The following is a 25,349-nucleotide window of genomic DNA, read 5'->3' on the forward strand; positions in this document are numbered from 1 at the left end:
TAGGAGTCTCCTTTGTTCTTTGAGCGCCACGGTGGTGGTGAGCGAGTGATCCTCGTTCACTTGGATGGACAGGACCCTGAGGCGCGCGAAGATCCGCAGGAGTTTCAGGAATTGGCTAATTCGGCCGGCGCCGAGACCGTTGCGTTTTTTAACGTGCCGCGTCATCGGCCAACCGCCAAATTTCTGATTGGCAGCGGCAAGGTCGAGGAGCTACGCGATCTGGTCCATGCCGAAGAAGCAGACCTGGTCATCTTCAATCACGTCCTCACACCCAGTCAGGAACGTAACCTCGAACGTGTCTTCGAGTGTCGCGTGATCGACCGCACCGGTCTGATTCTCGATATTTTCGCCCAACGCGCCCGCACCCATGAAGGCAAGCTCCAGGTAGAACTGGCCCAGCTTGACCACATGAGTACCCGGCTGGTTCGTGGCTGGACCCACCTTGAGCGTCAGGGTGGCGGCATCGGCATGCGTGGCCCGGGTGAAACCCAGCTGGAAACCGACCGTCGTCTGCTCCGGGTTCGCCTGCGGCAGATCAAGGGCCGCCTGGAAAAAGTGCGCAGTCAGCGCGAACAGTCGCGACGCGGCCGTTCCCGTGCGGATATTCCTACCGTGTCCCTGGTGGGCTATACCAACGCCGGCAAATCCACGCTCTTCAATAACGTGACGAAATCCGACGTGTACGCGGCTGACCAGTTGTTTGCCACGCTGGACCCGACCTTGCGCCGTCTGGAACTGGACGACCTGGGGCCGATTGTCCTGGCCGACACTGTGGGTTTCATTCGCCACTTGCCGCACAAGCTGGTCGAGGCATTTCGGTCTACGCTCGAAGAGTCGAGCAACTCCGACCTGCTGTTGCACGTGATCGATGCGGCCGAACCGGATCGCATGTTGCAGATCGAGCAGGTGATGGTGGTGCTGGGCGAGATTGGTGCCCAGGACTTGCCGATCCTCGAGGTCTATAACAAACTCGATTTGCTTGAAGGCGTTGAGCCACAAATCCAGCGCGACGAAAACGGCAGGCCCCAGCGGGTCTGGCTCTCGGCGCGTGATGGCACAGGTCTGGAATTGCTTGAGCAAGCCATTGCCGAGTTGCTGGGCAGTGATTTGTTTGTCGGTACCTTGCGCTTGCCTCAGCGCTTTGCGCGTCTGCGTGCACAGTTTTTCGAGCTGGGCGCGGTACAGAAAGAAGAATACGACGAAGAAGGTGTCAGCTTGCTGGCCGTTCGATTGCCGCGCTCGGAGCTCAATCGACTGGTCAGCCGTGAAGGCGTTGTGCCGACGGAGTTTATCGAGCAACACACTTTGCAATAAAAGCCTGAGAAAGCGGTTGTGCCGTGGTGACAGGCATTCTGTAGCATTGGTCGGCGCGCCGTGGGTGCGTCTTTGCTTTATCAGATGGAGAGCGCTATGGCTTGGAATGAGCCGGGTGGCAACTCGAATAATCAGGATCCTTGGGGTGGCAAGCGTCGTAACAACGGCGACCGCAAGGGGCCACCGGATCTCGACGAGGCCTTCCGAAAGCTGCAGGAAAGCCTGAACGGTTTGTTCGGTGGTGGTAAGAAACGTGGTGGCGACGACGGCGGTGGTCCGGGCAAGAGTGGCGGCTTTGGCGGCCTTCTCGGCATCGGCCTGGTCGTGTTGGCCGCCGTTTGGCTGTACAGCGCGGTTTATGTCGTCGACGAGCAGGAGCAAGCCGTGGTGCTGCGCTTCGGCAAGTACTACGAAACCGTGGGTCCGGGCCTGAATATCTATTTCCCGCCGATCGACAAGAAGTACATGGAAAACGTCACGCGTGAGCGTGCCTACACCAAGCAGGGCCAGATGCTGACCGAAGACGAGAACATCGTCGAAGTGCCGCTGACCGTGCAGTACAAGATCAGCAACCTGCAGGACTTCGTGCTGAGCGTCGATCAGCCGGAAATCAGCCTGCAGCACGCGACCGACAGCGCCTTGCGCCATGTGGTGGGTTCCACCGCAATGGACCAGGTACTGACCGAAGGTCGTGAGTTGATGGCCAGCGAAATCAAGGAGCGTCTGCAACGCTTCATGGACACCTATCGCACCGGTATCACCGTTACCCAGGTCAACGTTCAGAGCGCAGCGGCACCGCGCGAAGTCCAGGAAGCCTTCGATGACGTGATCCGTGCCCGGGAAGACGAGCAGCGTTCGCGCAACCAGGCCGAAACCTATGCCAACGGCGTCGTGCCGGAAGCCCGTGGTCAGGCCCAGCGCATCCTCGAGGATGCCAATGGTTACCGTGACGAGACCGTCTCGCGCGCCAAGGGTGAGGCCGATCGCTTCACCAAGCTGGTCGCCGAGTACCGCAAGGCGCCTGAAGTTACCCGCCAGCGTCTGTACCTGGACACCATGCAGGAAGTCTTCAGCAACACCAGCAAGGTACTCGTGACCGGCAACAAGAATGGCCAGAGCAACCTGTTGTACCTGCCGCTGGACAAGATGGTCGAAAGTGGTCGCAACACCAGCACTCCGGTGACCAGTGCGGCAGCCACCAGCAATGAAGCGAATGCGCGTGCGGCAGCTGATCTGCAGCAACAGCAAGCACGTACCAGGGAGAGTCGCTGATGAGCAATAAATCGCTGATCGCCCTTATTGTCGGCGTCGTCGTGGCGATCGCTGCCTGGAACTGCTTCTACATCGTGGCTCAGACCGAGCGTGCGGTGTTGCTGCAGTTCGGTCGCGTGGTCCAGACCGATGTTCAGCCAGGCCTGCATGTGAAAGTGCCTTACGTTAACCAGGTGCGTAAATTCGACGCACGCCTGATGACGCTGGATGCACCGACACAACGCTTCCTGACGCTGGAAAAGAAAGCCGTGATGGTCGATGCCTACGCCAAGTGGCGCGTGAAGGACGCAGAGCGTTACTACACCGCGACTTCCGGCCTCAAGCAGATCGCCGACGAGCGTCTGTCCCGTCGTCTCGAATCGGGCCTGCGTGACCAGTTCGGTAAGCGCACCTTGCACGAAGTGGTCTCCGGTGAGCGCGATGCGTTGATGGCGGACATTACGGCTTCGCTGAACAAGATGGCTGAAAAAGAACTGGGCATCGAAGTGGTCGATGTCCGGGTCAAGACCATCGACCTGCCGAAAGAAGTGAACCGCAGCGTGTTCGAACGCATGAGCACCGAGCGTGAGCGTGAAGCTCGCGAGCACCGCGCCAAGGGTAACGAGCTGGCCGAAGGCATCCGTGCCGACGCCGATCGTCAACGCCGCGTGCTGCTGGCTGAAGCCTATCGTGAATCCGAAGAGGTTCGCGGTGACGGCGATGCCCAGGCCGCTGCGATCTACTCCAAGGCCTACGGCCAGGATCAGGAGTTCTACGCGTTCTACCGTAGCCTGCGTGCCTACCGTGAAAGCTTCGCGAACAAATCCGACGTCATGGTCCTCGACCCAAGCAGCGACTTCTTCCACTACCTGGAAAAAGCCAAGCCTTGATACGGCGTTGACCTGAATTATCCCCCCGCCGGGCGGCTAAAACCTCTGGCGGGGTGATCCTTTGGGAAAACGTGTGTATGATGCGGCAGCCGGGAAATTCCCGGCTTTTTTGCGTCTGCATGTTTGATTGCTGTTTTAAAGCAGATGCCGGGCCGATTGGCTCGACAGTTTTTCGAGGAAAGTGGTTGGCGAAGCCGGTAGAAGGGCTTTTCGCTCCGTCGCTCATGCGCGTGGTTTGTGCGCAAGCCGATCATTTTCTGCTTCACTCAAGGCTCGCCGACAGGCTGGTCGCCCGGAGATAGGGGAAGGCGTAATGGCAACGGTAGACCGCTGGCTTCTGCCAGATGGCATCGAAGAAGTACTGCCACCGGAAGCTGCGCGTATTGAAGTCGCGCGTCGTCAGGTGTTGGATCTGTTCCAGAGCTGGGGTTACGAGTTTGTCGTGACTCCCCATATCGAGTACCTGGAATCCCTGCTGACCGGCGCGGGCCAGGACCTGGATCTGCGCACCTTCAAGGTCATCGACCCGCAATCGGGCCGCCAGATGGGTTTCCGTGCCGACATCACGCCGCAAGTGGCGCGCATCGATGCGCATACCCTGCGTCGTGAAGGCCCGAGCCGCCTGTGCTATGCCGGCAGCGTGCTGCATGCTCAGCCGCGTGCCTTGTCGTCCTCGCGCAGCCCGATTCAACTGGGTGCCGAGTTGTACGGCGACGGCAGCCCGAGCAGCGACGTCGAAGTCATCAGCCTGATGCTGGCCATGCTGCAACTGGCCGATGTGCCGGATGTGCACATGGACCTCGGTCATGTCGGCATCTATCGCGGCCTGGCCCGCGCAGCCGGTTTGTCCGGTGAAGTCGAGCAGCAGTTGTTCGATGCCTTGCAACGCAAGGCCATCGACGAGGTCATTACCTTGACCGAAGGCTTGCCTGCCGATCTGTCGGGCATGCTGCGGGCGTTGGTCGACCTGTGTGGCGGTCGTGAAGTGCTGGCTGCGGCCCGCGAGCGTCTGGCCAAGGCGCCTGCCCCGGTTCTGGCGGCGCTGGACGACTTGCTGGCAATTGCCGAGCGGTTGTCCGTGCGTTTCCCTGAGCTGCCGCTGTATTTCGACCTGGGCGAACTGCGTGGCTACCACTACCACACCGGTGTGGTGTTCGCCGTGTTCGTGCCGGGTGTTGGCCAGTCCATTGCCCAGGGCGGTCGTTACGACGACATCGGCGCCGACTTCGGTCGTGCCCGTCCGGCGACCGGCTTTTCCACCGATTTGAAAACCCTGGTGACCCTGGGGCGTGCTGAGATCGAGCTACCGTCTGGCGGTATCTGGATGCCTGACAGTACGGATGCGGCACTCTGGCAGCAGGTTTGCCAGTTGCGCAGTGAGGGTCAGCGTGTCGTTCAGGCTTTGCCTGGACAACCTTTGGCCGCCGCCCGTGAAGCGGACTGCGACCGGCAATTGATTCAGCAGAACGGGCTTTGGCAAGTATCGCCACTGGCTTCTTGAGTTTTCCCGCCGGCTGCCGCCGGCACCAAGTTTGCGCGAATGAGGACAAGTGTTATGGGTAAGAATGTCGTAGTCCTGGGCACCCAATGGGGTGATGAGGGCAAAGGCAAGATCGTTGATCTGCTGACCGAACATGCTGCCGCCGTAGTGCGCTACCAGGGTGGCCACAACGCGGGTCACACTCTGGTGATCGATGGCGAAAAAACCGTCTTGCACCTGATCCCGTCGGGCGTGCTGCGCGAAGGCGTACAGTGCCTGATCGGCAACGGCGTGGTGGTTGCACCTGACGCCCTGCTGCGCGAGATCACCAAGCTGGAAGAAAAAGGTGTGCCGGTGCGCGAGCGCCTGCGTATCAGCCCGTCCTGCCCGCTGATCCTGTCCTTCCACGTTGCGCTGGACCAGGCCCGTGAAAAGGCCCGTGGCGAGCTGAAGATCGGTACCACCGGTCGCGGCATCGGCCCGGCCTACGAAGACAAGGTTGCACGTCGTGGCCTGCGTGTGGGCGACCTGCTCAACATGCCGCGCTTTGAAGACAAGCTGCGTGAACTGGTGGATTACCACAACTTCATGCTGGTGGGTTACTACAAAGAGCCGGCCATCGACTTCGACAAGACCCTGGCCGAGTGCAAGGAATACGCTGAGCTGCTCAAGCCGCTGATGCTGGACGTGACGGCCGAGCTGCACGACCTGCGTCGCGCTGGCAAAGACATCATGTTCGAAGGCGCCCAAGGCTCCCTGCTGGACATCGACCACGGTACCTACCCGTACGTGACCAGCTCCAACACCACCGCTGGCGGCGTTGCTACCGGTTCGGGTGTCGGCCCTATGTTCCTGGACTACATCCTGGGCATCACCAAGGCGTACACCACGCGTGTAGGTTCGGGTCCATTCCCGACGGAGCTGTTCGACGAAGTCGGTGCGCACCTGGCCAAACAAGGTCACGAGTTCGGCGCGACTACCGGCCGTGCTCGTCGTTGTGGCTGGTTCGACGCTGTTATCCTGCGTCGCGCTATCGATGTGAACAGCATCTCGGGCATCTGCCTGACCAAGCTGGACGTGCTCGACGGTCTGGAAACCATCAACATCTGCGTCGGCTACAAAGACGCAGAAGGCAAGGCCGTTGCCCCGACTGATGCCGACAGCTACGTGGGCCTGCAGCCTGTGTACGAAGAAGTGCCGGGCTGGACCGAGTCGACCGTGGGTGCCAAGACCCTGGAAGAGCTGCCAGCTAACGCCCGTGCCTACATCAAGCGCGTTGAAGAGCTGATCGGCGCACCGATCGACATTATTTCGACGGGCCCGGACCGCAACGAAACCATCGTTCTGCGTCATCCGTTTGCTTGATAAGTCGTTGATGTAAAACACAAAGGCTCCTTAATCGGGGCCTTTGTCGTATTTGCCTGTAGGACGGCATGACCTTTGCTGTAAATATCTTCAAAAGAATGCCATCAAATTAATGGCGTCCAAGTAGAGGGATTCACAGTGTCGGCCGTTCTCTCACTGTTACAAAGCCGTTTGTTGCGGCCTGTGTTCGTTACCCTGGGTATCGCCCTTTTGGTGCAGGTGCTGGTGGCTGTTGCTCTGACCCGGAGCACGGTGACCGCGCTCGAAGCCGATCTCGGCACACGCCTGGGCGCGGACAGTCAAAAACTTTCCGCCGAGCTCGAGCAAGCCGGGCGTGAAGTCACGTCCAGTCTGGACAGCCTTTCTACCAGTACACGTCAGCGCCTCACGGCCGGTTTGTCCTCGCGTCTTGAGGAAGAGCAGGCGCAACTGCGTTCGACCCTGGAAAAGGACCTGAAGGACTCCGCCAACGATATGGCGCAGCTTCTGGCTTCGGTCGCGCCCCGCGCCATGTGGGACAACGACGTTCCGACGCTGTCCGAATTCGCCCGCCGGGCCCAGCGCAATCCCAATGTGCTGTTCGTGGTGTATGACGACGCTACCGGTCAGCACCTGACGCGCTACCTTAATCGAGAAAACCCGATCAACAAGGCGCTGCTGGAAAAAGGCCAGGGCGAGCGGGCGCTCGACAAGGTGCTGGATGCAGCGAAGAACGATCCTTCGGTCTTCTACATCGAGGCCTCGATCAACCCCAATGGCGTGGAAATCGGCAAGGTCCTGATGGGGGTCTCGACTGCGTCGGTGGAGACGGATCTCGCAGCCCTCGACAAGCGTTTCTCGGCCTTGATCGCCAGCAGCGATCAACTGGTCGGTGACAGCCTCAAAGGCGCCGCTGCCGACAGCGCAACGGCGATGCGCGCGCGTCTGCAGTCGGCGCAGTCCACAGCGGCTGAAATGAAAGCCAACACCACCAGCACCGTACAGGAAGCGGCTGCAACATTGCGCTGGCGTATCGGCGTGTGTCTGGCAGTCGTGGGCTTTGGTGTCCTGCTGTTGCTGGCGGTGGTGCTCGGTCGTCGAGTGGTCAATCGCCTGAAAATGCTGATCGTTGCCATGGATGACCTGGCAGCGGGCGAGGGCGACCTGACCAAGCGTGTGCAGATCAACAGCAAGGACGAAATCGGCGACATGGCCTCGGCGGTCAATCGCTTTGTGGATAAGTTGCAGCCGATCGTGCGCGAGGCGGGCGATGTGGCTCAGCGGACCGGCGTCGAGATTGGTGCCATGACCCTGCGCAACGCGGGTGCGGACGCAGCGGCTGGCATGCAGCGCGACGAAGTGGCGGAGAGTTTGCGTGCCCTGTCGCAAATGGCGGATGAGGCGCAGTCGGAAAGCCACGCCATGCAGGCGGCGCTGAAGCAGGTGGTGGAGATTCGTCAGGCCACCGATGAAAACACCCGGACCTCGGCGAAAGTCGGCAGCCTGATCGAGGAGCTGGCGGGGCAGGTCAATACCGGCGCTCAGGTGATTGAGCGTCTGGCGCAGCAAAGCGAACAGATTGAGGTGGTGCTGACGGTGATTCACGGCATCGCCGAACAGACCAACCTGCTGGCGCTGAACGCGGCGATTGAGGCGGCGCGTGCCGGCGAGACCGGGCGCGGGTTTGCGGTGGTGGCAGATGAGGTGCGGGCGCTGGCGAGCAAGACGCAGAGCTCCACCGGCGATATCCAGGCGCACATCGTGGCGTTGCAGCAGGGCGCGCGCGAGGCGGTCGCGGCAATCGGTCAGGCCGGACGCCAGGCCAACGAAGGTTTGGTGGTGCTGCGTGACAGTGCACGGTTGCAGCAGTCGGTGCAGGCGTCGGTCGAGCAGGTGCATGCAGCGATCGGTCTGGCGACCCAGGCCGCGGCGCATCAGGCGCAGGGGGCGCAGGCGGTGCGTGGTCGGGTCGAGACCATTCATGCCCAGGCCGAGAAAGCGGCTCAGGCGGTGGTGGAGACCACGGCCAGCGGCAAGGTGCTGGATGGGTTGGCGGCGCAGTTGAAGGCGAGCCTGGGGCAGTTCAGGGCTTAAGATCAAAAGATCGCAGCCTGCGGCAGCTCCTACAGGAAAACGCATATTTCCATGTAGGAGCTGCCGCAGGCCGCGATCTTTTGCTTTGTCAGCGGCTCAAATACATCCGCGTCGTCAGTAGATAAACCGGCAACCCCGATACCACGATCAACAACGCCGCATAAGGCGCCGCCGCGGCAAATTCCACATTCGCGGTGTGTGCCCAGACTTCCGTTGCCAATGTATTGAGCCCCGTCGGACTCAGCAGCAAGGTCGCCGTCAGCTCCTTCATCGCATCCAGGAACACCAGGGCAAACGCCGCGCCCAGTGCCGGGAAAATGATCGGCAGTGTCACTTGGCAGAAAGCGCTGAAAGACGAGGCGCCCAGCGTGCGTGCCGCTTCTTCAAGCTGCGGTGCCGCCTTGTTCAGGGCGGTGCGGATCGGCGCCTGGGCCAGCGGCAGAAACAGCAGGGCGTACGCGATCAGCAGCAATGCCGAAGTCTGGTAAAGCATCGGTACGTAGTGCAGGGCGAAATACACCAGGGTCAGGGCAATGACCAGTCCCGGCAGGGCGTGCAGCAGATACGGCAAGCGCTCGGCCCAGATCGCCAGTTGGCCCTTGTAGCGCACGACCAGCAGACCGACCGGCACCGCCAGCACCAGGCAAAACGCAGCGCCACCCAGCGACAGCGCGAGGGATGACAGCAATGCTTCGCCGATGGCTGCCATTGGAAATGCTGCCGATGATCCGACTGCCAGCCAGTAAGCCAGCATCCCCAGCGGAATCCCGCTGCCGACGATTGCCAGCAGCAGGCAATAAAGCTGTCCTGCCACAGCCCAGCGTCCCAGGTGAACCTGTTCCGCGCGTCGTGCCGCACCCTGACCAGTGCGTACGTGTCGACCCTTGCCGCGCACGCGCAGCTCCAGCCACAACAGCACCAGGCACAGCATCAGCAGTACGGCGGAGAGCATCGCCGCGTTGGCATTGCTGAACTCCAATTCGAACTGCTGGTAGATCGCCGTGGTGAAGGTTTGCAGGCCGATGATCGACAGCGCGCCGAACTCCACCAGCATGTGCAGGGCAATCAGCAAGGAACCGGCGAGCAGCGACGGCCAGAGCAGGGGCAGGGTGACCTTGAAGAACACGCCCCAGCGGTTCTGTCCCAGGGTGCGCGCCGACTCTTCCAGGGATGGGTCGAGGTTGCGCAGGGTCGCCGCCACCGGCAGGAAAATCAGCGGGTATTTAGAGAGCGTCATCACCAGAATCGCCCCGCCGAGTCCCTCGAAATGAGCGCTCAATGAAACCCAGGTGAAACTGCTGACAAACGCCGGCACGGCGAAGGGCAGGCAGAGGATCACGCCCCACAGTCGTCGCCCCGGCAGACTGCTGCGCTCCAGCAGCCACGCCAGCGACAGGCCAATCACGCCGCAGGCCAGCGTCACGCCGATCATCAGCGCCAGGGTATTGCGGAGCAGTCCGAACACATAGGGGCGCCACAGCAAATGCAGCGCCTCGGCCCAGCCTGCTTGCCAGGCCTTGAGTCCGACATAGGCCAGCGGCAGCAGGCTGAGCACCACCAGTAGCAAAACCGGCAGGACCAGCCAGATCGACGGCCGCTTGCGCCGTGGCATGTACCCGCCATGCGCGGAAAGCGATGCGCTCATCAGTTCAGGCCAACATCACGTTCCAGATCCAGGGCTTCTTCGGCGTTGCCCAGGTCGGCTGGCGTGACTTTCGGTGCTTGCAGCTCGCTGAATGGCTTGAGCCCGCGATCAGACTCCATGCCTTTGTGCAGCGGGTATTCGGCGGTGGTCTGGGTGATCACGCGCTGGCCTTCCTCGCTGGCCATGTAGGCGAGCAATTGTTGTGCTTCTTTGGGGTGTTTGCTGGATTTCAGGACGGCTGCGCTGGACACGGTGATCAGCCCGCCGACGTCGCCGCCGGTGAAGTAGTGCAGTTTCGAATCGAGCTGGCCTTTTTCACGCTGCAAGGCGAACCAGTAGTAGTTGTTGACCAGCACGGTGGCCACTTCGCCATTTTCCACGGCCTTGAGCGCGACCATGTTGTTGCTGTAGGTCTTGCCGAATGCGCGCAGCCCGGTCAGCCATTCTTCGGCGGCGTCCATGCCGTGCACTTTGATGATGGCGACGGCTTGTTCCTGGAAGGCGCCGCTGGTGGGCACGAAGCCGACCTTGCCTTGCCATTTTGGATCGGAGAAGTCCATCACCGAGGTCGGCAGGTCTTTTTCATCAATCAGCTTGGGGTTGTAGGCGACGACGCGCACTCGGGCAGTCACGCCAATCCAGGTGCCATTGCTGGCGACGTATTCCTTGGGCAGAACCGCCAGCGTGGCGTCATCCGCCTTGGCCAGCAGACCTTGTTCGCCAAGTTTGTTCAGTGGCGGCGATTCTTCGGTGTAGATCACGTCGGCAGGGGAGCGATCGCCCTCTTCGACGACCTGGCTGGCGAGCTGGTTGCTGCTGCCTTTACGTACGTTGACGTGGATCCCGGTCTTGGCTTCGAAGGCTTTGGCGACCGCCTCGCCGACTTCTTTGTGTTGGCCGTTGTAGAGCGTCAGGGAAACCGGGTCGGCGGCTTGGGTGAGGGGAGTGGCGAGAGCCAGACCGAGCAGGGTGATGGTCAAGCCGCGGCGCAGGGTATTTCGAAACATCATTCGCAGGGTTCCTCACTGTCGCATTGCAAAAACTTGCAACAATGATAAACGATATTGTTTCTCAAATGCGCCTCGGGTTTACCGGAGCGACACACAATCCTGTAGGAGCTGCCGAAGGCTGCGATCTTTTGCTTTTGATTTTAAAGACCAAGATCAAAAGATCGCAGCCTTCGGCAGCTCCTACACCGGTCATGCGGATATTTTCGAATGCCAGAAACGCAAAAACCCGCTTTCGCGGGTTTTTGTGAAATTCAAGGCCGTAACCTTGAATTTGAATTGGTGCCCAGAAGAAGACTCGAACTTCCACGACCGTAAGGTCACCAGCACCTGAAGCTGGCGTGTCTACCAATTTCACCATCTGGGCATTCATCTTCAGCGTTGCCGCTGTTGATGTGGCGCACTATACGGAGAGCATTTTGATCTGTAAACCCCTGATTTTAAAAATTAATAAACCAGTGTTCCAGAATGCAAAAACCCGCTTTCGCGGGTTTTTGTGTGAGCCTTGAAATTGATCTAATCTCAAGCTCGAAATTGGTGCCCAGAAGAAGACTCGAACTTCCACGACCTTGCGGTCACCAGCACCTGAAGCTGGCGTGTCTACCAATTTCACCATCTGGGCAGTATCGGCAACGTCTCCGTCGTCGATGGCGCGCACTATACGGAGCGTCTTTTTAACTGTAAACCCCCGGCATCAAAAAAACCTGGAAAATTTCGCCAGCGGTCTTCAAAACAGCTTTGCGGTGTCGATACAGGGCTTTAGATGGGTCGTCTTAGCCTGAAATTTCCCGTTTCATTACGCCTATGCCAAACTAACCCGCATATAGACAAGGTGAAAACTCTCTAATGGCCGATTGGCAGTCCCTCGATCCCGAGGCCGCTCGTGAAGCGGAAAAATATGAAAACCCTATTCCTAGCCGCGAACTGATCCTTCAGCATCTTGCTGATCGTGGTTCGCCTGCTAACCGCGAGCAACTGGTCGAAGAGTTTGGTCTGACCACAGAAGACCAGATCGAAGCCCTGCGCCGCCGCCTGCGCGCCATGGAGCGCGATGCTCAACTCATCTATACCCGACGCGGCACTTATGCGCCGGTGGACAAGCTTGACCTGATCCTGGGCCGCATCAGCGGTCACCGCGACGGCTTCGGCTTCCTGGTGCCGGACGACGGCAGTGACGATCTGTTCATGAGCCCGGCGCAGATGCGTCTGGTGTTCGACGGTGACCGTGCCCTGGCGCGTGTTTCCGGTCTGGATCGTCGTGGTCGCCGCGAAGGCATGATCGTCGAAGTGGTATCCCGTGCTCACGAAAGCATCGTCGGTCGCTACTTCGAAGAGGGCGGTATCGGTTTCGTCGTCGCGGATAACCCGAAGATCCAGCAGGAAGTGCTGGTGACGCCGGGCCGTAATGCCAACGCGCAGATCGGTCAGTTCGTCGAAGTGAAGATCACTCACTGGCCGACGCCACGCTTCCAGCCGCAAGGCGACGTGGTTGAAGTCGTGGGCAACTACATGGCGCCGGGCATGGAAATCGACGTCGCCCTGCGTACCTATGACATCCCTCACGTCTGGCCTGACGCCGTGCTCAAGGAAGCCGGCAAGCTCAAGCCGGAGGTCGAAGAGAAAGACAAAGAGAAGCGCATCGACCTGCGTCATCTGCCGTTCGTCACCATCGACGGCGAAGATGCCCGCGACTTCGACGATGCGGTCTATTGCGAAGCCCGTCCGGGCAAGCTGCGTCTGTTTTCGGGCGGCTGGAAGCTGTACGTGGCGATTGCCGACGTATCCAGCTACGTGAAGCTTGGTTCGGCGCTGGATGCCGAAGCCCAGGTTCGCGGCAACTCGGTGTACTTCCCCGAGCGCGTGATCCCGATGCTGCCCGAGCAGCTGTCCAACGGCCTGTGCTCGCTGAACCCGCAAGTCGATCGTCTGGCCATGGTTTGCGAGATGACCATCTCCAAATCCGGCGAAATGACCGACTACTGCTTCTACGAAGCGGTGATCCACTCCCATGCGCGCCTGACCTACAACAAAGTCAGCGCCATGCTCGAAACGCCGAAAGCCACCGAGGCGCGCAAACTGCGTGGCGAATACACCGACGTCGTGCCGCACCTCAAGCAGCTGTACTCGCTTTACAAGGTGTTGCTGGCGGCCCGTCACGTTCGTGGCGCGATCGATTTCGAGACCCAGGAAACCCGGATCATCTTCGGTTCCGAGCGCAAAATCGCCGAAATCCGTCCGACCGTGCGCAACGATGCACACAAGCTGATCGAGGAATGCATGCTGGCGGCCAACGTGGCCACTGCCGAATTCCTGAAAAAGCACGAAATTCCTGCGTTGTACCGTGTTCACGATGGTCCGCCACCGGAGCGTCTGGAAAAACTGCGCGCTTTCCTCGGCGAGCTCGGCCTGTCCCTGCACAAAGGCAAGGACGGTCCGTCGCCGAAGGATTACCAGGCATTGCTGGCTGGTATCAAGGATCGTCCGGATTTCCACCTGATCCAGACCGTCATGCTGCGTTCGTTGAGCCAGGCGGTGTACAGCGCCGATAACCAGGGCCACTTCGGCCTGAATTACGAAGCCTATACCCACTTCACCTCGCCGATCCGCCGCTACCCGGATTTGCTCACGCACCGCGCAATCCGCAGCGTGATCCACTCCAAGCAAGACACCCCGCACGTTCGCCGTGCCGGTGCGATGACCATTCCGAAGGCGCGCATCTATCCGTACGACGAAGCGGCCCTGGAGCAACTCGGCGAGCAGTGCTCGATGAGCGAGCGCCGTGCCGACGAAGCGACCCGCGACGTGGTGAACTGGCTCAAGTGCGAGTTCATGAAAGATCGCGTGGGCGAATCGTTCCCGGGTGTGATCACCGCCGTGACCGGTTTTGGTCTGTTCGTCGAGCTGACCGATATCTACGTCGAAGGCTTGGTGCATGTCACCGCGCTGCCGGGCGATTACTACCACTTCGATCCTGTGCACCACCGCCTGGCCGGTGAGCGTACCGGTCGCAGTTTCCGCCTGGGCGACACCGTGGAAGTGCGAGTCATGCGCGTCGACCTCGACGAGCGCAAGATCGACTTCGAGATGGCTGAAAAAACCATCAGCGCGCCGATTGGCCGTAAAAAGCGCGGTACGGAAGCGGCAGCACCTGCAGCCCTCTCTACAAAAACAGTCGCAGAACCGGCCCCGGCGAAAACCGGTCGCCGTCCTGCCAAGGAAAAGGCTGTGGAAGCCTATCGCCCGAGCGATGCCGCGGCGAAAAACGCCGAAGTGCGCAAAAGTCGTGAAATGAAACAGGCGTTGCTGGCCGGTGCGAAAAGCGGCGGTAAAGCGGCGTCTGGGGGAAAGACCAGCCGGTCGGCGCCTGACAAGGCCGTCGGCGGCAAGCCAGCCAAACCGAGCAAACATCGTAAAGGCCCGCCAAAAGCGGGCTCGGCTCCAGCCAAGAGTGGCGGGGCGCGTAAACCTAAGGCCAAGCCATGAGTCAGTTGGAAAAGATCTACGGCGTCCATGCCGTAGAAGCGTTGTTGCGTCACCACCCGAAACGCGTCAAGCAGATCTGGCTGGCTGAAGGCCGCAATGATCCTCGGGTCCAGACGCTGATTGAGCTGGCCAACGAAAACCGGGTCCAGGTCGGCCAGGCCGAGCGCCGCGAAATGGACGCCTGGGTTGAGGGCGTGCACCAGGGCGTGGTCGCGGACGTGAGTCCGAGCCAGGTCTGGGGCGAGGCAATGCTCGACGAACTGCTCGATCGCACCGACGGCGCGCCGTTGTTGCTGGTGCTCGACGGCGTGACCGATCCGCACAACCTCGGCGCCTGCCTGCGCTCCGCCGATGCGGCGGGCGCGCTGGCAGTGATCGTGCCGAAGGACAAGTCGGCGACCCTGACCCCGGTCGTACGGAAAATCGCCTGCGGTGCCGCCGAAGTGATTCCGCTGGTTGCCGTGACCAACCTGGCACGCACCCTGGAAAAACTCCAGCAGCGTGGCTTGTGGGTTGTCGGTACGGCCGGCGAGGCTGAGGTCAGTCTGTATGATCAGGATCTCACCGGCCCGACCATCCTCATCATGGGCGCCGAAGGCAAGGGCATGCGCCGCCTGACCCGCGAGCATTGCGATTATCTGGTGAACCTGCCGATGGCCGGTAGCGTCAGCAGCCTCAACGTTTCCGTGGCGACAGGCGTTTGCCTGTTCGAAGCGCAGCGCCAGCGCAGCGTCAAAGCCAAGGCTGCTGCCAAGAAGTCCTGATCCAGTTGCAGTCCCTGTGGGAGCGGGCTTGCTCGCGAAAGCGGAGTAACATTCAGCAAAGATGTTGAATGTCGTACCGCATTCGCGAGCAAGCCCGCTCCCACAGTGTTTTGTGGTGTGGCATGAATGTGTGGCTGTTCAAATAATCACCAATTGCCTTGCGCCTCCCTCATCCCTTCTCTACAATTGCGCCCCTTGCTGTGATGGCAGGCACCAACGTGTCTAGCGTCCGCAAGTCCATAAGTGTCATTCACTCCTTGTCTGACCGCTTTTGAGCGGCAGGCTACAACCCGTAAGGAGCATTCATGCGTCATTACGAAATCATCTTTTTGGTCCACCCGGATCAAAGCGAGCAAGTCGGCGGCATGGTTGAGCGTTACACCAAGCTGATCGAAGAAGACGGCGGCAAAATCCACCGTCTGGAAGATTGGGGCCGTCGTCAACTGGCCTACGCAATCAACAATGTTCACAAGGCTCACTACGTGATGCTGAACGTTGAGTGCACTGGCAAGGCCCTGGCCGAGCTGGAAGACAACTTCCGCTACAACGATGCAGTGATCCGTAACCTGGTCATCCGTCGCGACGAAGCCGTTACCGGCCAGTCCGAGATGCTCAAGGCTGAAGAAAACCGCAGTGAGCGCCGTGAGCGTCGCGACCGTCCTGAGCACGAAGGCGTTGAAAGCGCTGACAGTGATGACAGCGACAACAGCGATAACGCTGACGAGTAATCCACGGACCTTTTAAGGAGCCTATCAAATGGCACGTTTCTTCCGTCGTCGTAAATTCTGCCGCTTCACCGCTGAAGACGTGAAAGAGATCGATTACAAAGATCTCAACACTCTGAAAGCCTACGTATCCGAGACCGGCAAAATTGTTCCAAGCCGCATCACCGGTACCAAAGCTCGTTATCAGCGTCAGCTGGCCACCGCTATCAAGCGCGCCCGCTTCCTGGCCCTGCTGGCCTACACCGACAGCCACGGCCGCTGAGACCGGGCAGTCGACACGTAGCAAAGGATTGAATGCATGCGGGCCATAGCTGAGTTCATCATGCGCGGCCGTATGCAGGCCACTCTGGTAGTGGCTGGATGCGCGGCATTGCCGTTGTTGTATTGGTTGGGTGCTGCCGCCGGATGCCTTGTGCTCCTGCGGCGCGGATTGAGGGACGCCCTGGGCGTTCTTGCTCTGGGACTGCTGCCGGCATTGGCCTGGTGGCTTTACTCCGACGACCCACGGGCACTTCTGGTGCTGCTGGGGTCTGCGAGCCTTGCGTTGGTTTTGCGCGCAAGCGAGTCCTGGAACCGCGTGCTGCTGGTCAGCATAGCGATGGGAGTGGTGTTTTCAGTGGTGTTGGGGACAGCTTTTGCTCCCCAGATCGAGATGCTGGCGCAGGCTTTGATCAAAGTCATGCCGTCGCTACTCGGCGATGTCTACCAGAAGTTGTCGGTAGACGAACAAGCGCGTTTCGCGTCCCTGATTGCACCGGTCCTGACCGGCCTGATTGCGGCATTGTTGCAAATCGTCAGCTTGCTGAGCCTGCTTGTCGGGCGCTACTGGCAGGCGTTGTTGTACAACCCGGGCGGTTTTGGTCGCGAGTTTCGCGCCATCCGCTTCCCGCTGTTGCCGGCGATGTTGCTGCTGGCGTGCATGCTTCTGGGGCCGAATCTCGGTTCACAGATGGCCATGTTGACGCCGTTGTGCAGTGTACCGCTGGTGTTCGCCGGGCTGGCCCTGATTCACGGGCTGGTGGCGCAGAAGCGACTGGCCAGGTTCTGGCTGGTGGGGTTGTACGTGACGCTGTTGCTGTTCATGCAACTGATCTATCCGTTGCTGGTGGTCCTGGCCATCGTCGACAGCCTGATTGATTTTCGCGGTCGTTCGGCGCCGAAAGATGCCGATAACGCGAACGGTGAAGGTTAAAAGTTAAGAGGATTTTCACATGCAACTGATCCTTCTGGAAAAAGTCACCAACCTGGGCAACCTGGGTGACAAAGTGAACGTTAAGGCTGGTTACGGTCGTAACTACCTGCTGCCTTACGGCAAAGCTACCGCTGCGACCCCAGCCAACCTGGCTGCGTTCGAAGAGCGTCGTGCTGAGCTGGAAAAAGCTGCAGCAGATCGCAAAGCATCGGCTGAAAGCCGCGCTGCCCAACTGGCCGAGCTGGAAGTGACCATCACTGCCACCGCTGGCGACGAAGGCAAGCTGTTCGGTTCGATCGGTACTCACGACATCGCTGACGCACTGACCGCCTCCGGCGTTGAAGTGCAGAAGAGCGAAGTTCGTCTGCCGAACGGCACCATCCGCAACGTAGGCGAATTCGACGTAGCCGTGCACCTGCACGCCGAAGTTGAAGCCACCGTACGCGTTGTCGTGGTAGCAGCTTAAGCAGCACTTGTCGGCTGGCACCCTCGGGTGCTTGCCGGTAACATCGGGCACGATCCTGTTTACAGGTCGTGCCCTTTGTCTTTCTGGCATCCCAGTTTTTACATTCCTGTTTTCCAAAAAAAAACCAAGTGGCCATGAACGAAATCTTAGCTCCCGAGCAATACGACCTGCAAACCGCCGCGCTGAAGGTGCCGCCGCATTCCATCGAGGCCGAACAGGCCGTGCTCGGTGGTCTGATGCTGGACAACAACGCCTGGGAGCGCGTGCTCGATCAAGTCTCCGACGGCGATTTCTATCGACATGACCACCGCCTGATTTTCCGTGCGATCGCCAAACTGGCCGATCAGAACTCGCCGATCGACGTCGTGACCCTTGCCGAGCAATTGGACAAGGAAGGTCAGACCTCGCAAGTCGGTGGTCTCGGATACCTCGGCGAGCTGGCGAAAAACACACCGTCCGTCGCCAACATCAAGGCCTATGCGCAGATCGTTCGCCAGCGCGCGACCCTGCGTCAATTAATCGGCATCAGCACCGAAATCGCCGATAGCGCCTTCAACCCTGAAGGGCGCACGGCAGAAGAAATCCTCGATGAAGCTGAGCGGCAGATCTTCCAGATCGCCGAGGCCCGGCCAAAAACCGGCGGCCCGGTGGGTGTGAACGAGTTGCTGACCAAAGCCATCGACCGCATCGACACCCTGTTCAACACCGACAACGCCATCACCGGCCTGTCCACCGGCTACACCGACCTCGACGAGAAAACCAGCGGCCTGCAACCGGCCGACCTGATCATCGTCGCCGGCCGTCCGTCCATGGGTAAAACCACCTTTGCGATGAACCTGGTGGAAAACGCCGTGCTGCGCAGCGAGAAGGCTGTCCTGGTGTACTCCCTCGAGATGCCAGGTGAATCGCTGATCATGCGTATGCTGTCTTCCCTCGGCCGCATCGACCAGACCAAGGTGCGTTCCGGTCAGCTGGAAGACGACGACTGGCCGCGCCTGACCTCGGCGGTCAACCTGCTCAACGACCGCAAGCTGTTCATCGACGATACCGCGGGCATCAGCCCGTCGGAAATGCGCGCCCGGACCCGCCGTCTGGTGCGCGAACACGGCGATGTCGGCCTGATCATGATCGACTACCTGCAACTGATGCAGATCCCGGGTTCCAGCGGTGACAACCGGACCAACGAGATTTCCGAGATCTCCCGATCCCTGAAAGCCCTGGCCAAGGAATTCAACTGCCCGGTGGTGGCGCTCTCGCAGCTCAACCGTTCCCTGGAACAACGGCCGAACAAGCGCCCGGTGAACTCCGACTTGCGGGAATCCGGAGCGATCGAGCAGGACGCCGACGTGATCATGTTCGTGTATCGCGACGAGGTGTATCACCCGGAAACCGAGCACAAGGGCATCGCCGAAATCATCATCGGCAAGCAGCGGAACGGGCCGATCGGCTTTATCCGCCTGGCCTTTATCGGTAAGTACACCCGATTCGAGAACCTGGCGCCGGGTAGCTACAACTTCGACGACGACGAGTAACTGTTGACGCAGGGCCCCCTCGCCACAAGGGTTGTGTGTTGCTAGGGGGGCCACGCTAGAGTAGCTCCCACCAATTTCCGACCACAGCCGTCGGAATTGGTCAAAATTTGTGCTATATTCCGCGCCCGCGAAATTCAATGAAAGCCAACACCGGTTATCGACATGCAAGCAGCCAAGCCGTTATTTGACTATCCCAAGTACTGGGCCGAATGTTTCGGGCCAGCGCCGTTCCTGCCCATGAGCAGGGAGGAGATGGATCAGCTCGGCTGGGATTCCTGCGACATCATCATCGTCACCGGTGATGCCTATGTCGATCACCCGTCGTTCGGCATGGCGATCATCGGCCGGCTGCTGGAGTCCCAGGGCTTCCGCGTCGGGATCATTGCCCAGCCGAACTGGCAGTCCAAAGACGACTTCATGAAGCTCGGCGAGCCGAACCTGTTCTTCGGTGTCGCGGCCGGCAACATGGACTCGATGATCAACCGCTACACCGCGGACAAGAAAATCCGTTCCGACGATGCCTACACGCCGGGTGGCCTGGCGGGCAAGCGTCCGGACCGCGCGAGCCTGGTCTACAGCCAGCGCTGCAAGGAAGCCTACAAGCACGTGCCGATCGTGCTCGGCGGCATCGAAGCGTCGCTGCGGCGCATCGCGCATTACGACTACTGGCAGGACCGCGTGCGCAACTCGATCCTGATCGACGCCAGCGCCGACATCCTGCTCTACGGCAACGCCGAGCGCGCGATCGTCGAGGTCGCCCAGCGTCTGTCCTACGGTCACAAGATCGAAGACATCACCGACGTGCGCGGGACCGCGTTCATCCGTCGTGATACGCCGCAAGGCTGGTACGAAGTCGATTCCACGCGCATCGACCGTCCGGGCAAGATCGACAAGATCATCAACCCGTATGTGAACACCCAGGACACCCAGGCCTGCGCTATCGAGCAGGAAAAAGGTCCGGTTGAGGATCCGCAAGAAGCTAAAGTCGTGCAGATCCTCGCCAGCCCGCGCATGACCCGCGACAAGACTGTGATCCGTCTGCCGTCGGTGGAAAAGGTCCGCAACGACGCGGTGCTCTACGCCCACGCCAACCGTGTGCTGCACCTGGAAACCAACCCGGGCAACGCCCGCGCCTTGGTCCAGAAGCACGGCGAAGTCGACGTCTGGTTCAACCCGCCACCGATTCCGATGACCACCGAAGAAATGGACTACGTGTTCGGCATGCCTTACGCCCGCATTCCGCACCCGGCGTATGGCAAGGAGAAAATCCCGGCCTACGACATGATCCGTTTCTCGGTCAACATCATGCGTGGCTGCTTCGGCGGCTGCACCTTCTGCTCGATCACCGAGCACGAAGGGCGGATCATCCAGAACCGTTCCCACGAGTCGATCATTCGCGAAATCGAAGAGATTCGTGACAAGGTCCCGGGTTTTACCGGCGTGATCTCCGACCTAGGCGGCCCGACCGCGAACATGTACCGCATCGCCTGCAAGAGCCCGGAAATCGAATCCGCGTGCCGCAAGCCATCCTGCGTGTTCCCGGGTATTTGCCCGAACCTGAACACCGACCACTCGGCGCTGATCAAGCTGTATCGCAGTGCCCGTGAATTGCCGGGTGTGAAGAAGATCCTGATCGCTTCCGGCCTGCGTTATGACCTCGCGGTCGAGTCGCCGGAATACGTTAAAGAGCTGGTGACCCACCACGTCGGTGGTTACCTGAAGATCGCCCCGGAACACACCGAGGAAGGTCCGCTCAACCAGATGATGAAACCGGGCATTGGCAGCTATGACAAGTTCAAGCGCATGTTCGAGAAGTACTCCAAGGAAGCGGGCAAGGAGCAGTACCTGATTCCGTACTTCATCGCCGCCCACCCGGGCACCACCGATGAAGACATGATGAACCTGGCCCTGTGGCTCAAGGGCAACGGTTTCCGTGCCGACCAGGTGCAGGCGTTCTACCCGTCGCCGATGGCCACCGCCACCGCGATGTACCACTCGGGCAAGAACCCGCTGCGCAAGGTCACCTACAAGAGTGACGCGGTGACCATCGTCAAGAGCGAAGAGCAGCGTCGTCTGCACAAGGCGTTCTTGCGTTATCACGACCCGAAAGGCTGGCCGATGCTGCGTGAAGCACTGACCCGCATGGGCCGCGCCGACCTGATCGGGCCGGGCAAGAACCAGTTGATTCCTTTGCACCAGCCGTCGACCGACAGCTACCAGAGCGCCCGTCGCAAGAACTCGACGCCAGCTGGCAGCCATAAGGTGGCCAAGGAAAAAACCACCAAGATCCTCACCCAGCACACTGGCCTGCCACCGCGCGCCAGCGATGGCGGCAACCCGTGGGACAAGCGCGAACAGGCCAAGGCGGCGGCGTTCGCCCGCAACCAGCAGGCGGCCAAGGAACGCAAGGACGCGGCCAAGGGCAAGGGGCCGAAGCCGGCTCGCAAACCCGTCGTACCACGCTAAGCCGCGCCTGCGCTGAACAGAACGCCAACCTTCGGGTTGGCGTTTTGCATTCCGGGCTTGAAAGGTATGCGAGGGCTGCTGGCCTCTTCGCGGGCAAGCCCGCTCCCACAGTGTCCGAGTTGAATACAAATTTTGCGAACGCCTCTAAACCTGTGGGAGCGGGCTTGCCCGCGAAGAGGCCGGCTCAGGCGACGACTTCGTAGCTGGCTGCCACATATACGTGCAATCGCCTTCAATCAATTTCCTGCCTCGCCCGGTTTTGGTGCTGTACTGCCTCCAGTAATCGAAGAAAGCGCCAGCAATGCGCGATGGCATAAGTCTTGCGCGCTTTCCAATACGCTCAAGGCTCGCAGGAGGCACGCCGTGTCGATTCATGTCGCATTGCACCATGTCACGCATTACCGCTATGACCGCGCTGTCGAGCTGGGTCCGCAGATTGTTCGCCTGCGTCCCGCCGCCCATAGCCGCACGCGGATTCTGTCTTATGCGCTGAAAGTCTCGCCCGAGCAGCACTTCATCAACTGGCAGCAGGACCCTCAGGGCAATTACTTGGCGCGGCTGGTGTTCCCGGAGAAAACCGAAGAACTGCGGATTGAGGTCGATCTGCTGGCAGAAATGGCGATCTTCAATCCGTTCGACTTCTTCCTCGAACCCTACGCGGAAAAGATCCCCTTCACCTATGCCGCAGATGAGCGCAAGGAACTGGCGCCGTACCTGGAAACCCTGCCCCTGACGCCGAAGTTCAAGGCCTATCTGGACGGCATCGACCGCACACCATTGCCCGCCGTGGACTTCCTCGTCGCCCTCAACCAACGCCTGAGCGAAGACATCGACTACCTGATTCGCATGGAGCCCGGCGTGCAGACGCCGGAACACACCCTCGAACACGCCTCCGGTTCCTGCCGCGACTCGGCATGGTTGTTGGTGCAACTGCTGCGCAACCTCGGACTGGCGGCGCGCTTTGTGTCGGGTTACCTGATTCAGCTCACCGCCGACGTGAAAAGTCTCGACGGCCCGTCGGGCACCGAAGTGGATTTCACCGACCTGCACGCCTGGTGCGAGGTGTACTTGCCCGGTGCCGGCTGGATCGGCCTGGACGCTACCTCCGGGCTGTTTGCCGGCGAAGGACATATTCCGTTGGCCTGTAGTCCCGATCCTTCTTCTGCGGCGCCGATCAGTGGCCTGGTGGAACCCTGCGAGTGCGAATTCAGCCACGAAATGTCCGTGGAGCGGATTTGGGAAGCGTCGCGGGTCACCAAGCCCTACACCGACGACCAGTGGCTGGCGATTCAAGCCCTGGGCCGACAGATCGATGCCGACTTGCTGGAAGGCGATGTGCGCCTGACCATGGGCGGCGACCCGACCTTTGTGTCCATCGATGACCCCGACGGCGCCGAGTGGAATACCGCGGCACTGGGGCCGGATAAGCGGCGGTTGTCCGCCGAATTGTTCCAGCGCATGCGTAAACACTACGCGCCCAATGGACTGGTGCATTTCGGGCAGGGCAAGTGGTACCCCGGCGAGCAACTGCCGCGCTGGTCGCTCAATTGTTATTGGCGCCGCGACGGTGTGCCGATCTGGCGCAACAGCGCGCTGATTGCCGACGAACAACAAGACTACGGTGCCGATGGCGCGCTGGCCGGACGTTTTCTGGCGAGTGTCGCCGAACGCCTGAACATTCCGACACGCTTCGTTTTTCCAGCCTACGAAGACAACTTCTATTACCTCTGGCGCGAAGGGATGCTGCCGCAAAACGTCAGCGCCGAAGATTCGCGTCTGGAGGAACCGCTGGAGCGGGCGCGTCTGCGCAAAGTGTTCAACCAGGGGTTGGACAAGGTGATTGGCCAGGTCCTTCCGCTGGCGCGCACCGCCAAGGGCGATCAGTGGCAGAGCGGTCGCTGGTATCTGCGCGACGAGCACTGCCGACTGGTGCCGGGGGACTCGCCGCTGGGCTATCGCTTGCCGCTGGGGTCGCAACCCTGGGTGAAAGCGGCGGAATATCCATTCATTCATGCGCAAGACCCGAATCAGGTGTTCCCGCCGCTGCCTGACAGCGGCCAGCTTCAGAGCCAGGGCGCAGCCGTCACAGAAGAGCGCGCGCCCAAAATCGACGAGTCCGCCGACTGGCTGACCCGCACGGCCTTCTGTGCCGAGGCGCGGGAAGGCCGGTTGTACCTGTTCATGCCGCCGCTGGAACGGGTCGAGGACTACCTTGAACTGGTCGCTGCCATCGAAGCCACCGCTGAAGAACTGATGTGCCCGGTATTGCTGGAGGGCTATGAGCCGCCGAACGATCCGCGCCTGAGCAACTTCCGCATCACCCCGGACCCGGGGGTGATCGAGGTCAACGTGCAGCCGTCCGCGACCTGGGATGAATTGGTCGAGCGCACCGAGTTCCTCTATGAAGAAGCGCGCCAGACTCGCCTGACCACCGAGAAATTCATGATTGACGGCCGACACACCGGTACGGGCGGCGGTAACCATTTCGTGCTGGGTGGCGCGACCCCGGGGGACTCGCCGTTTCTGCGTCGCCCGGATCTGCTGCGCAGCCTGATCAGCTACTGGCACAACCACCCGTCCTTGTCCTACCTGTTTTCCGGATTGTTCATCGGCCCGACGTCCCAGGCGCCCCGCGTCGACGAAGCACGCAACGATGCCTTGTACGAACTGGAAATCGCTTTTGCGCAAATGCCCTCACCGGGTGAGGAGTGTCCGCCATGGTTGGTGGATCGGCTGCTGCGCAATCTGCTGATCGATGTGACCGGCAACACCCACCGCGCCGAGTTCTGCATCGACAAACTCTATTCGCCGGACGGTGCCACCGGGCGCCTCGGATTGCTGGAGCTGCGTGCGTTCGAGATGCCACCCCACGCGCGCATGAGCCTGGCGCAACAATTGTTGCTGCGGGCGCTGGTCGCGCGGTTCTGGCGCGAGCCCTATGCACCGCCGAAGCTGGCGCGGTGGGGCACGGAGCTGCACGATCGCTTCCTGTTGCCGCACTTTATCGAGCAGGATTTTGCCGATGTCATTGTCGACCTCAACGCCGCCGGCTATCCGGTGCGGGCCGAATGGTTCGCCGCGCATCTGGAGTTCCGTTTTCCCAAGGTGGGCGATTACGCCGTCAGTGGTATTGCCCTGGAACTGCGCCAGGCGCTCGAGCCCTGGCACGTGCTGGGCGAAGAGGGCGCCATGGGCGGCACGGTGCGTTACGTGGATTCGTCGCTGGAGCGTTTGCAGGTCAAGCTCAGCGGCTTGCCGCCCCAGCGTTACCTGTTGACCTGCAATGGCGTCCCGGTGCCATTGCAACCCACGGGGCGGGTCGGCGAGTTCGTCGCGGGTGTGCGTTTTCGTGCCTGGCAACCGGCCAACTGCCTGCAGCCGACCATCCCGGTCCACGCGCCGCTGGTATTTGACCTGCTCGATACCTGGATGCAGCGTTCGCTGGGCGGCTGCCAGTACCACGTCGCCCACCCGGGCGGGCGCAATTACGACAGCTTGCCGGTCAATGCCAACGAGGCCGAGAGCCGGCGGATGGCGCGCTTCTTCCGCATCGGGCACACGCCGGGGAAACTGCCTGTACCCCAGCTGGACATTAACGATGAGCTACCGATGACGCTCGATTTGCGACGTTTCTAAACCGTCCGCGACGCTCGGATTTTTCGTATATCCGGGCGTCACGAGCCTGCGCTAGTCTGA

17 protein-coding genes and 2 tRNA genes are annotated in these 25,349 nt (G+C 60.6%); 15 read left to right on the forward strand and 4 right to left on the reverse strand.

Annotated elements, in window-relative coordinates; translation table 11 throughout:
* Positions 1 to 12 precede the first annotated feature (12 nt).
* From hflX to ACEN83_RS01905, 6 genes are all read left to right on the forward strand, one after another.
* On the forward strand, positions 13 to 1,314 hold the full coding sequence (gene hflX / locus ACEN83_RS01880) for a ribosome rescue GTPase HflX (protein ID WP_007973259.1): 1,302 nt from the start codon (positions 13 to 15) through the stop codon (positions 1,312 to 1,314).
* Between the two features lie 96 nt (positions 1,315 to 1,410).
* Positions 1,411 to 2,586: an FtsH protease activity modulator HflK gene (gene hflK / locus ACEN83_RS01885; RefSeq protein WP_102698659.1), complete on the forward strand. Its 1,176-nt coding sequence runs from the start codon at positions 1,411 to 1,413 to the stop codon at positions 2,584 to 2,586.
* Positions 2,586 to 3,455, forward strand: a complete 870-nt coding sequence (gene hflC / locus ACEN83_RS01890) for a protease modulator HflC (protein WP_007973264.1) — start codon at positions 2,586 to 2,588, stop codon at positions 3,453 to 3,455. The genes hflK and hflC overlap by 1 nt, the downstream gene beginning before the upstream one ends.
* Positions 3,456 to 3,768: 313 nt before the next feature.
* Positions 3,769 to 4,956 (forward strand): ATP phosphoribosyltransferase regulatory subunit, encoded by a 1,188-nt coding sequence (locus tag ACEN83_RS01895; RefSeq protein WP_007973265.1) that lies wholly within the window; start codon positions 3,769 to 3,771, stop codon positions 4,954 to 4,956.
* A 54-nt stretch (positions 4,957 to 5,010) separates the two neighbouring features.
* Positions 5,011 to 6,300 (forward strand): adenylosuccinate synthase, encoded by a 1,290-nt coding sequence (locus ACEN83_RS01900; protein ID WP_007973267.1) that lies wholly within the window; start codon positions 5,011 to 5,013, stop codon positions 6,298 to 6,300.
* A gap of 138 nt (positions 6,301 to 6,438) precedes the next feature.
* Entirely contained in the window at positions 6,439 to 8,373 is a 1,935-nt protein-coding gene (locus tag ACEN83_RS01905; protein WP_104451558.1) for a methyl-accepting chemotaxis protein, read from the forward strand.
* 88 nt (positions 8,374 to 8,461) lie between these two features.
* Here the strand turns inward: ACEN83_RS01905 and ACEN83_RS01910 are convergent, their stop codons facing one another.
* The 4 genes from ACEN83_RS01910 to ACEN83_RS01925 all read right to left on the reverse strand — a co-directional run bounded on the left by ACEN83_RS01910 (position 8,462) and on the right by ACEN83_RS01925 (position 11,647).
* Positions 8,462 to 10,018, reverse strand: a complete 1,557-nt coding sequence (locus tag ACEN83_RS01910) for an ABC transporter permease (RefSeq protein WP_495579352.1) — start codon at positions 10,016 to 10,018, stop codon at positions 8,462 to 8,464.
* Entirely contained in the window at positions 10,018 to 11,028 is a 1,011-nt protein-coding gene (locus ACEN83_RS01915; RefSeq protein ID WP_495579353.1) for an iron ABC transporter substrate-binding protein, read from the reverse strand. Before ACEN83_RS01915 ends, ACEN83_RS01910 begins: the two co-directional genes overlap by 1 nt.
* 277 nt (positions 11,029 to 11,305) lie before the next feature.
* Positions 11,306 to 11,392 (reverse strand) — tRNA-Leu (locus ACEN83_RS01920).
* A 168-nt stretch (positions 11,393 to 11,560) separates the two neighbouring features.
* A tRNA-Leu gene (locus tag ACEN83_RS01925) sits at positions 11,561 to 11,647 on the reverse strand.
* Positions 11,648 to 11,871: 224 nt separating this feature from the next.
* On the opposite strand from ACEN83_RS01925, the gene rnr reads away from it, so the two are divergent.
* The 9 genes from rnr (at position 11,872) to ACEN83_RS01970 (ending at position 25,289) form a co-directional block, all read left to right on the forward strand.
* Positions 11,872 to 14,508 carry a ribonuclease R gene (gene rnr, locus ACEN83_RS01930; RefSeq protein WP_495579354.1) on the forward strand — a complete coding sequence of 879 codons (2,637 nt, stop codon included), beginning with the start codon at positions 11,872 to 11,874 and terminating at the stop codon, positions 14,506 to 14,508.
* A complete protein-coding gene (rlmB, locus tag ACEN83_RS01935) occupies positions 14,505 to 15,272 on the forward strand; it encodes a 23S rRNA (guanosine(2251)-2'-O)-methyltransferase RlmB (RefSeq protein WP_007973273.1) in 768 nt (255 codons plus the stop codon). Before rnr ends, rlmB begins: the two co-directional genes overlap by 4 nt.
* Before the next feature lie 305 nt (positions 15,273 to 15,577).
* Positions 15,578 to 16,000 carry a 30S ribosomal protein S6 gene (gene rpsF, locus ACEN83_RS01940; RefSeq protein WP_007973274.1) on the forward strand — a complete coding sequence of 141 codons (423 nt, stop codon included), beginning with the start codon at positions 15,578 to 15,580 and terminating at the stop codon, positions 15,998 to 16,000.
* A 28-nt stretch (positions 16,001 to 16,028) separates the two neighbouring features.
* Positions 16,029 to 16,259, forward strand: a complete 231-nt coding sequence (gene rpsR, locus ACEN83_RS01945) for a 30S ribosomal protein S18 (protein WP_002551829.1) — start codon at positions 16,029 to 16,031, stop codon at positions 16,257 to 16,259.
* 36 nt (positions 16,260 to 16,295) lie between these two features.
* On the forward strand, positions 16,296 to 17,189 hold the full coding sequence (locus ACEN83_RS01950) for a YybS family protein (RefSeq protein ID WP_046039838.1): 894 nt from the start codon (positions 16,296 to 16,298) through the stop codon (positions 17,187 to 17,189).
* Positions 17,190 to 17,208: 19 nt separating this feature from the next.
* A complete protein-coding gene (gene rplI, locus ACEN83_RS01955; protein WP_007973276.1) occupies positions 17,209 to 17,655 on the forward strand; it encodes a 50S ribosomal protein L9 in 447 nt (148 codons plus the stop codon).
* A gap of 134 nt (positions 17,656 to 17,789) precedes the next feature.
* Entirely contained in the window at positions 17,790 to 19,187 is a 1,398-nt protein-coding gene (gene dnaB / locus ACEN83_RS01960) for a replicative DNA helicase (protein WP_007973277.1), read from the forward strand.
* Between the two features lie 162 nt (positions 19,188 to 19,349).
* Positions 19,350 to 21,653: a YgiQ family radical SAM protein gene (locus tag ACEN83_RS01965; RefSeq protein ID WP_218476037.1), complete on the forward strand. Its 2,304-nt coding sequence runs from the start codon at positions 19,350 to 19,352 to the stop codon at positions 21,651 to 21,653.
* Positions 21,654 to 22,016: 363 nt separating this feature from the next.
* The gene (locus ACEN83_RS01970) at positions 22,017 to 25,289 is read left to right on the forward strand and encodes a transglutaminase family protein (RefSeq protein WP_495579355.1); all 3,273 of its coding nucleotides are present in this window, start codon (positions 22,017 to 22,019) and stop codon (positions 25,287 to 25,289) included.
* The last annotated feature ends 60 nt before the right edge of the window (positions 25,290 to 25,349 follow it).

This window comes from Pseudomonas sp. Pseusp49 (genome assembly GCF_059491875.1).

Bases quoted from the DNA above. Each gene is read 5' to 3' on its own strand.
- hflK (WP_102698659.1), top strand. From the start codon at position 1,411: ATGGCTTGGAATGAGCCGGGTGGCAACTCGAATAATCAGGATCCTTGG.
- hflC (WP_007973264.1), top strand. From the start codon at position 2,586: ATGAGCAATAAATCGCTGATCGCCCTTATTGTCGGCGTCGTCGTGGCG.
- ACEN83_RS01895 (WP_007973265.1), top strand. From the start codon at position 3,769: ATGGCAACGGTAGACCGCTGGCTTCTGCCAGATGGCATCGAAGAAGTA.
- ACEN83_RS01900 (WP_007973267.1), top strand. From the start codon at position 5,011: ATGGGTAAGAATGTCGTAGTCCTGGGCACCCAATGGGGTGATGAGGGC.
- ACEN83_RS01910 (WP_495579352.1), bottom strand. From the start codon at position 10,018: ATGAGCGCATCGCTTTCCGCGCATGGCGGGTACATGCCACGGCGCAAG.
- ACEN83_RS01915 (WP_495579353.1), bottom strand. From the start codon at position 11,028: ATGATGTTTCGAAATACCCTGCGCCGCGGCTTGACCATCACCCTGCTC.
- rnr (WP_495579354.1), top strand. From the start codon at position 11,872: ATGGCCGATTGGCAGTCCCTCGATCCCGAGGCCGCTCGTGAAGCGGAA.
- rlmB (WP_007973273.1), top strand. From the start codon at position 14,505: ATGAGTCAGTTGGAAAAGATCTACGGCGTCCATGCCGTAGAAGCGTTG.
- rpsF (WP_007973274.1), top strand. From the start codon at position 15,578: ATGCGTCATTACGAAATCATCTTTTTGGTCCACCCGGATCAAAGCGAG.
- rpsR (WP_002551829.1), top strand. From the start codon at position 16,029: ATGGCACGTTTCTTCCGTCGTCGTAAATTCTGCCGCTTCACCGCTGAA.
- ACEN83_RS01950 (WP_046039838.1), top strand. From the start codon at position 16,296: ATGCGGGCCATAGCTGAGTTCATCATGCGCGGCCGTATGCAGGCCACT.
- rplI (WP_007973276.1), top strand. From the start codon at position 17,209: ATGCAACTGATCCTTCTGGAAAAAGTCACCAACCTGGGCAACCTGGGT.
- dnaB (WP_007973277.1), top strand. From the start codon at position 17,790: ATGAACGAAATCTTAGCTCCCGAGCAATACGACCTGCAAACCGCCGCG.
- ACEN83_RS01965 (WP_218476037.1), top strand. From the start codon at position 19,350: ATGCAAGCAGCCAAGCCGTTATTTGACTATCCCAAGTACTGGGCCGAA.